This window comes from Phytobacter sp. V69, assembly GCF_965644215.1.
In the GTDB taxonomy this organism is placed as follows: Bacteria; Pseudomonadota; Gammaproteobacteria; order Enterobacterales; family Enterobacteriaceae; genus Phytobacter.
Genome location: NZ_CBFFRL010000232.1, coordinates 1 through 6,481 on the forward strand (window position 1 = coordinate 1; position 6,481 = coordinate 6,481).

Below are 6,481 nucleotides of genomic sequence, written 5' to 3' on the forward strand. Positions count from 1 at the left end.
ATTCAGGCAACCGTCTGTGGTGTTTGCAGAGCTAAGATTGGCGGCTTAGCGTTGCACTTCGGAGTTGAATCCGCCCCCTACAAATCATAGCTATCTTTATATTTTCCTGTATTGCCGGAATGGGCAGCGTGCTGGATGAATTCCAGACTCACCGTCCGTTAATTGCCTGTACCGTTATTGGCCTTATTCTCGGTGATTTAAAAACCGGGATTATGCTCGGCGGTACGCTGGAGCTGATCGCACTCGGCTGGATGAACGTGGGGGCGGCGCAATCGCCCGACTCGGCGCTCGCCAGCATTATCTCCGCCATTCTTGTCATTGTCGGCCACCAGAGCATTGCCACCGGTATCGCCATCGCCCTGCCCGTCGCGGCGGCAGGCCAGGTACTGACGGTCTTCGCCCGCACCATCACCGTGGTGTTCCAGCACGCAGCGGATAAAGCGGCGGAAGAGGCGCGTTTTGGGACGATCGATCTGCTGCACGTCTCGGCTCTGGGCGTTCAGGCACTGCGCGTTGCCGTTCCGGCGCTGGTCGTATCGCTGTTTGTCAGCGCCGACATGGTCAGCAACATGCTGAGCGCCATTCCAGAATTTGTCACTCGCGGCCTGCAGATTGCCGGGGGCTTTATCGTGGTAGTGGGTTACGCGATGGTGCTGCGCATGATGGGCGTGAAATACCTGATGCCCTTCTTCTTCCTCGGCTTCCTCGCCGGTGGCTACCTCGACTTTAGCCTGCTGGCCTTTGGTGGCGTCGGCGTGATCATCGCGCTGATTTACATCCAGCTCAATCCACAGTGGCGCAAGGCGGAACCTCAATCTGCCGCGACCTCTCCTGCAACTGCCCTTGACCAGCTTGACGACTAACGGAGCCCATCATGGAAGCGAAAAACTTACCCGTTCCGACTTGTTCAGCATGTTTGTCCGCTCGAACCTGCAGCAGGCGTCATTCAACTTCGAACGTATTCATGGCCTGGGGTTTTGTTACGACATGATCCCCGCCATCAAGCGTCTCTATCCGCTGAAAGAGGATCAGGTCGCCGCGCTGAAACGCCATCTGGTGTTCTTCAATACCACTCCCGCCGTGTGCGGCCCGGTGCTGGGCGTGACGGCGGCGATGGAAGAGGCACGAGCTAATGGCGCGGAAATTGACGATGGCGCCATCAACGGCATCAAAGTCGGGCTGATGGGGCCGCTGGCAGGCGTCGGTGACCCGCTGCATTGCGCCCGATTACCGCCGCGCTGGGGGCGTCATTAGCGCTGTCAGGTAATCTGCTTGGCCCTCTATTGTTCTTTTTTATTTTCAATGCAGTACGCCTGGTCATGAAATGGTACGGCCTGCAGCTTGGCTTCCGTAAAGGGGTCAACATCGTCAGCGATATGGGCGGCAACCTGCTGCAAAAACTGACCGAAGGAGCATCGATTCTCAGCCTCTTTGTGATGGGGGTGCTGGTCACCAAGTGGACGAGCATCCACGTGCCACTGGTGGTCTCGCAAACCCCTGGCGCCGACGGTACCACCGTCACCATGACGGTGCAGAACATTCTCGATCAGCTGTGTCCAGGCCTGCTGGCGCTGGGGCTGACGCTGCTGATGGTCCGCCTGCTCAACAAGAAAATTAACCCGGTATGGCTGATCTTCGCCCTGTTTGGGCTGGGGATTGTCGGTAACGCGCTGGGCTTCCTGTCCTGATTTTTCGCCCCGGCGCGAATGCCGGGGAACACTGTCAAACTGAGGTGGTAACTATGCAAACTACAGCTCTGAGATTGTACGGCAAACGCGATTTGCGCCTGGAAACCTTTGAACTTCCAGAGATGCAGGACGATGAAATCCTGGCAACGGTTGTCACCGACAGCCTGTGTCTCTCTTCCTGGAAAGAGGCCAATCAGGGTGAGAACCACAAAAAAGTGCCGGACAATGTGGCGACAAACCCGATCATCATCGGCCATGAATTTTGCGGCGACATTCTGGCCGTGGGGAAAAAGTGGCAGCACAAGTTCCAGCCCGGCCAGCGCTATGTGATTCAGGCGAACCTGCAACTGCCGGATCGCCCGGATTGCCCCGGCTATTCTTTCCCGTGGGTCGGCGGCGAAGCGACGCACGTGGTGATCCCCAACGACGTGATGGTGCAGGATTGTTTGCTGGCTTATGAGGGTGAAACCTACTTCGAAGGTTCCCTGGTGGAGCCGCTCTCCTGCGTGATCGGCGCGTTCAACGCCAACTACCATCTGCAGGAAGGAACTTACAACCACAAAATGGGTATCCGCCCGCAGGGGCGCACGCTGATCCTCGGCGGCACCGGGCCGATGGGGCTGCTGGCTATCGACTTTGCGCTGCACGGCCCGGTGAACCCATCGCTGCTGGTTGTCACCGATACCAATAACGACAAGCTTAGCTATGCCCGCAAACACTATCCGTCTGAGCCGCAAACGCTGATTCACTACCTGCACGCACAGGATGCAGCTTTCGACACGCTGATGGCCCTGAGCGGCGGCCACGGCTTCGACGATATTTTTGTCTTCGTGCCGAACGAACAGCTGGTCACTCTCGCCTCGTCACTGCTTGCCCCGGATGGCTGCATGAACTTCTTTGCCGGTCCGCAGGACAAACAGTTCAGCGCGCCGGTGAATTTCTACGATGTGCACTACGCCTTTACCCATTATGTGGGCACCTCCGGCGGTAACACCGACGACATGCGTGCGGCGGTAAAACTGATCGAAGAGAAGAAAGTGCAGGCTGCCAAAGTGGTCACACATATTCTTGGACTGAATGCCGCAGGTGAAACCACGCTCGAACTGCCTGCCGTTGGCGGGGGGAAAAAGCTGGTCTATACCGGGAAATACCTGCCGCTCACCGCACTGAGCAAAATGGACGATCCTGAGCTTACCGCCATCCTTGAGCGCCATAAAGGCATCTGGTCCGGGGAGGCCGAGCAGTACCTGCTGACTCATGCTCAGGAGATCGCTCATGATTAATCGCGACACGCTACTGTGTATGTCACTTGCCGGTCGCCCCGGCAACTTCGGCACCCGTTTTCACAACTATCTGTATGAAAAATTAGGGCTTAATTTTATCTATAAAGCGTTCACCACCCAGGATATTGAGGCGGCGGTGAAAGGCGTGCGCGCGCTGGGGATTCGCGGCTGTGCGGTCTCGATGCCTTTTAAAGAGAGCTGCATGCCGTTTCTGGATGCGATCGATCCCTCGGCGAAAGTGATTGATTCAGTGAATACCATCGTCAATGACGAAGGGCGCTTAACGGGCTATAACACTGACTACATCGCGGTAAAAAGCCTGATTGCCAGCCACCAGCTTGATACCCAGGCACGGGTGATGATTCGCGGCAGCGGCGGGATGGGCAAAGCGGTGATCGCGGCCTTTCGCGACGCCGGGTTCCGTGATGTGATCATTGCCGCCCGTAACCACGAGAGCGGCACGGCGCTGGCCCGCCAGTACGGCTTTCAGTGGCAGCCACACCCGGAGGGGATCCGTACCGATATCCTGGTGAATGTCACGCCGGTCGGCATGGCAGGCGGCAAAGAGAGCGAGGCCCTGTCATTTAGCGAAGCGATGGTGAACCACGCCAGCGTGGTCTTTGACGTGGTCGCCCTGCCGCCAGAAACCCCGGTGATTCGTCTGGCGCAGCAGCGTGGCAAAAAGACCATCAGCGGCGCAGAAGTGATTGCGCTGCAGGCCGTCGAACAGTTCGCGATGTACACCGGCGTGCGCCCGGATGCGGCGCTTATCGCCGAAGCATCGGCCTTTGCCAGAGCGGGTTGATGGAATTCAAAGAGCACCAGGGAGGGTGCTCAATATCCATTGACCAGAAAATCAATGGCATCACGCAATACCATCCTCGCACTCGTCAAATCCGCAACACGTTCACCCAGGTCTTTGACCGATATGCCAGCCATCATATGCATCATGACGACATAAGGTTTGTCATTGATTTCCACAACGGGGCATATCTTCGCTGGCGGCGACATACCGACAAGGTGAGTAAGTTCAACTGCTGGTGCAACAAGAGCGTGCTTAAGCACATTCGCAACGGGATGCTGGAGGTTAATCAAAAAAGGATAAACGTTTTTCCCGCTGCCCCTGTTTTCAAAAGCGTGAGACTGCTCCATCAGAATGACCGTTGAAAATCGCTAAATGAACCATTTTCATCTACCCACTGATTAATGGCATCAATGGATTTCTGATTCTCACGCAGCCATTCATCACGTTTATTTTCACGAAATTTTTCAATCAGCGCCTCAGTTAACACCGCTGACAGATTGAGGTTGAGCTCGCGCGCCTGGCTAAGAATGTCGGGCGACAGCGAAACATTCACCGATTTTTTTACATTCGATGCACTGCGCATGAGAATCCCCATAGTAATGTGCATGAATTGTCGAAGACTAGCGTAGTGAACGCGCATTTTCTATTTCGCCATCCGTGGTTATCGAGTGCCTAACGTAAAGTATTTTCCAGGACAGAGTCACGCTCCACACATCTATTGTGCGAGGCGTTTTCCACTTTAATACTCATCCCTTTCATCGTCTTCATCCGGCTGCTCCAGCACACTGTAGGCCACCGAACAGAACAGGGAGTTAAGACGTTTCATGTCGCCCAACAGCCCCAGGTGCAGCGAACTGGTTTCAATACTTTGCACGTTCTGCTGATGCAGCCTGTCAACGTGGGCATGGGCGTAGCGCCGGTTGAGAATACGGAAACGATGCTTACTGCGACGCAGGCGACGCGCGCTGGTCACATCTGCAGAGAAAAAGACCGACATCGCCAGTTTCAGATTGTTGAGCAGCAATTCGTACAGCGCATCGAGCTCTTTCAAGCCTTCTTCGGAAAACGCACGGCGGGCCGCCAGCGATTTATCGGCGATTTCGCTGCCCATGCGTTCCACAATGTCGGATGCCTGCTCAAGGTTGAGAGACATTTCGATGATCTCGGCCCAGCGTTTTGACTCCTCTTCCGCCAGCTCTTCTTTCGGCATCCGCGCCAGATAGAGTTTGATGGCGGTGTAGAGCACGTTGACATCGTCCGCGAGCTTGCGCAGGTCTTTTTCCTTGCGCGGCTCGCCGTGCATCACCTTATGCAGCCCTTCCAGCATCAGCTCCATCGCATCACCAATACGCAATGTTTCACGGGCCGCATTCGCCAGCGCAAGGGTTGGTGTGTCCAGCGCCGAACTGTCGAGGTGCTTGGGTTTCAGGCGCGCATCCAGCTCCGGTTCATCGCGAATCAGCCGCTCACATAAGGTCGCCATCACCCCCACAAAGGGAACCATCGCCAGGCAGCGAATCAGGTTGTAGAAGACGTGGAAGTAGATGACAAGCTCCGCTTCGGGCAGCGGTAGTTTGCCCATCACGTTGGCCAGCGGGTGCACGAACGGCAGGATCAGCAGGCTGCCCACCAGCTTAAACAGCAAACTCCCCAGCGCCACGCGACGTGCTGCGGCGTTGGCAGCGCTGTTGTTGAGCATCGCCAGCAGGCCAGAGCCAAGGTTGGCGCCAATCACCAGACAGAGCGCCACCGGGAAGGAGATGATCCCCGCCGTGGTCAGCGTGGCGGTCAGCAGCACCGCCGCCAGACTTGAGTAGCTGATGATGGCAAACACCGCGCCAATCAGCGCATCCAGCATGATATCGCCCGTCAGCGAGGCAAAAATGACCTGCACACCATCGGCCTGAGTAATGGGGGTCACCGCCTGAACAATCAGCTCAAGCGCCAGCAGAATCAGGCCAAGACCGATGCTCACGCGCCCCAGTTGGCCTTCGCGTGTTTGCTTGCGCCCAAGGAAGAAAATCACACCGATGAATATCAGCAACGGTGACAACCACGAGAGATCGAAGGTCAGCACACGCGCCATCAGCGCGGTCCCCACGTCGGCCCCCAGCACGATCACCAGCGCAGGCGCGAGCGCCACCAAATCCTGCGCGACAAACGACGTCACCAGCATGGTGGTGGCATTGCTGCTTTGCACCAGCGCGGTGACGCCAATCCCTGCGCTAAAGGCGAGCGATTTCTTTTCGATACTGCGACTGAGTACCGTGCGCAGGCGCGCGCCGAAGACGCGCATCACACCGGTTCGTACGATGTGCGTACCCCACACCAGCAGGGCAACGGAAGAGAGCAAATGAAGCAAAATTAACACGGATTCAGGTTCTCCTTATCGCTGTAGATTCCTTTCGTTTTCCCCTCGTCCCGGCTTTCTCCTCGCGTGTCCCGGAGAAAACCGCTCCACCCGGACGGGGCAAAGCGGGGATTATTTAACCTCAGTATAAGGGCTTACGCGCCATAAAGAGACCGGTGGATACAACATTACGTTAACAATCCCTGTTTTCTTAGCCATAGCAACGACCCCACCTTGAGCGTTTCGGAAATGACGAACAGTAAAATGCCGACGAAGGCCGGCGGATTCAACTCCGAAGTGCAACGCTAAGCCGCCAATCTTAGCTCTGCAAACACCACAGACGGTTGCCTGAATC

At 56.4% G+C, this 6,481-nt stretch carries 7 protein-coding genes and 1 pseudogene; 4 read left to right on the forward strand and 4 right to left on the reverse strand.

Translation table 11 applies throughout. The features are described 5' to 3' along the window. The first annotated feature begins 68 nt into the window (after positions 1–68). The 4 genes and pseudogenes from ACSZPU_RS22140 (at position 69) to ACSZPU_RS22155 (ending at position 3,776) form a co-directional block, all read left to right on the forward strand. Positions 69–863, forward strand: coding sequence for a PTS mannose/fructose/sorbose transporter subunit IIC (locus tag ACSZPU_RS22140; protein ID WP_499003213.1), 795 nt, complete (start codon positions 69–71; stop codon positions 861–863). A 49-nt stretch (positions 864–912) separates the two neighbouring features. Then, positions 913–1,688 (forward strand): annotated as a pseudogene (locus ACSZPU_RS22145) (PTS system mannose/fructose/sorbose family transporter subunit IID). 53 nt (positions 1,689–1,741) lie between these two features. Continuing rightward, positions 1,742–2,971 (forward strand): L-sorbose 1-phosphate reductase, encoded by a 1,230-nt coding sequence (gene sorE / locus ACSZPU_RS22150; RefSeq protein WP_499003199.1) that lies wholly within the window; start codon positions 1,742–1,744, stop codon positions 2,969–2,971. Continuing rightward, positions 2,964–3,776, forward strand: a complete 813-nt coding sequence (locus tag ACSZPU_RS22155) for a shikimate 5-dehydrogenase (protein ID WP_499003202.1) — start codon at positions 2,964–2,966, stop codon at positions 3,774–3,776. Before sorE ends, ACSZPU_RS22155 begins: the two co-directional genes overlap by 8 nt. Before the next feature lie 29 nt (positions 3,777–3,805). Here ACSZPU_RS22155 and ACSZPU_RS22160 read toward each other — a convergent pair whose 3' ends face one another. The 4 genes from ACSZPU_RS22160 to ACSZPU_RS22175 form a co-directional block, all read right to left on the reverse strand. After that, complete coding sequence (locus ACSZPU_RS22160; protein WP_499003204.1) at positions 3,806–4,123, reverse strand: CcdB family protein; 318 nt, start codon at positions 4,121–4,123, stop codon at positions 3,806–3,808. Further along, positions 4,123–4,416 carry a type II toxin-antitoxin system CcdA family antitoxin gene (locus tag ACSZPU_RS22165; RefSeq protein ID WP_499003205.1) on the reverse strand — a complete coding sequence of 98 codons (294 nt, stop codon included), beginning with the start codon at positions 4,414–4,416 and terminating at the stop codon, positions 4,123–4,125. Before ACSZPU_RS22165 ends, ACSZPU_RS22160 begins: the two co-directional genes overlap by 1 nt. Positions 4,417–4,515: 99 nt before the next feature. Next, complete coding sequence (locus ACSZPU_RS22170; RefSeq protein ID WP_499003208.1) at positions 4,516–6,147, reverse strand: Na/Pi cotransporter family protein; 1,632 nt, start codon at positions 6,145–6,147, stop codon at positions 4,516–4,518. A gap of 111 nt (positions 6,148–6,258) precedes the next feature. Next, positions 6,259–6,481, reverse strand: a 223-nt coding sequence (locus tag ACSZPU_RS22175) for a hypothetical protein (protein WP_499003209.1), incomplete at its 5' end; no start/stop codon positions are given.